The organism is Mesorhizobium sp. M8A.F.Ca.ET.021.01.1.1 (assembly GCF_003998025.1).
GTDB lineage: Bacteria > Pseudomonadota > Alphaproteobacteria > Rhizobiales > Rhizobiaceae > Mesorhizobium.
In genome coordinates this window covers 1-1,394 of record NZ_RZSJ01000920.1, presented here as the reverse complement: position 1 = coordinate 1,394, position 1,394 = coordinate 1, and the positions used below count along the sequence as shown (strand labels likewise).

At 62.7% G+C, this 1,394-nt stretch carries 2 protein-coding genes; both read left to right on the top strand.

Annotated features, from left to right (window positions below):
* Positions 1–643: ATP-binding protein (locus tag EOA36_RS35460; protein ID WP_245464559.1), on the top strand; the 643-nt coding region annotated here is incomplete at its 5' end.
* On the top strand, positions 640–1,394 hold a 755-nt coding region (locus EOA36_RS35455; protein ID WP_127281238.1), incomplete at its 3' end, for a sigma 54-interacting transcriptional regulator. The genes EOA36_RS35460 and EOA36_RS35455, both read left to right, overlap by 4 nt.

Here is a 1,394-nt window from a genome sequence, read left to right as displayed (position 1 = left end):
GTCCGCCTCCGATGAGGATCGCGCGCTGACGCGGCTGATCACCGACGAGACGGACCGCATCGTGTCGCTGGTCGATCGAATGGAGGTGTTTTCCGACGAGCGGCCGATCGATCGCTATCCCGTCAACATCCACGTCGTGCTCGATCACGTGAAAGCAATCGCAAAGAACGGTTTCGCGAAGAAAATCAAGATATTGGAGGACTATGATCCATCATTGCCTCCAGTGTTCGCCAATCGCGATCAACTGATCCAGGTGTTCCTCAACCTGGTCAAGAACGCCGCCGAGGCGATCGGTAGTGATCCCCACGGCGAGATCGTGCTGTCCACCGCCTTTCGGCCCGGCATTCGCGTTTCGGTTCCCGGCACGCAGGACCGCGTATCGCTGCCGCTGGAGTTCTGCGTGCGCGACAATGGTTCGGGCGTCTCGGAAGATATCCTGCCGATCCTGTTCGATCCCTTCATCACCACCAAGCCGAACGGCTCGGGGCTGGGGCTTGCGCTGGTCGCCAAGATCGTCGGTGAACATGGCGGCATCATCGAGTGCGATTCGACGCCGCGCGCAACGACGTTCCGGGTGCTGATGCCGGCCTGGAAGGAAACGGCGCTAGGCGCCGATCAAGACGGCGAAGGAGATCGCAAATGACCGTTCGCGGCAACATTCTCGTCGCCGATGACGATGCGGCGATCCGCACCGTGCTCAATCAGGCCCTTTCGCGTGTCGGTCACGAGGTGCGCGTCACTTCCAACGCCTCGACCCTGTGGCGCTGGGTGGCGGCTGGCGAGGGTGACCTCGTCATCACCGACGTCGTGATGCCGGACGAGAACGCCTTCGACATGCTGCCACGCATCAAGAAGGCGCGGCCGGAACTGCCTGTCATCGTCATGAGCGCCCAGAACACCTTCATGACGGCGATCCGCGCTTCCGAAACCGGTGCCTACGAATATCTGCCGAAGCCTTTCGACCTGACCGAACTCCTCAACATCGTCAACCGCGCGCTGTCCGAGCCCCGGCGGCCCAAGATCGATGCGCGGCAGGAAGAGCAGCCCGAAACGATGCCGCTGGTCGGCCGTTCGGCGGCCATGCAGGACATCTACCGCATGCTGGCGCGCATGATGCAGACCGACCTGACGGTGATGATCTCGGGCGAATCGGGCACCGGCAAGGAACTGGTGGCGCGCGCGCTGCATGAATATGGACGCCGTCGTGGCGGTCCATTCGTTGCCATCAACATGGCGGCGATCCCGCGCGATCTGATCGAATCGGAATTGTTCGGCCACGAGAAGGGCGCCTTCACCGGCGCGCAGAACCGCTCGACCGGCCGCTTCGAGCAGGCAGAGGGCGGCACGCTGTTCCTCGACGAGATCGGCATGTCGCCGATCTCGTCGAGGAACAG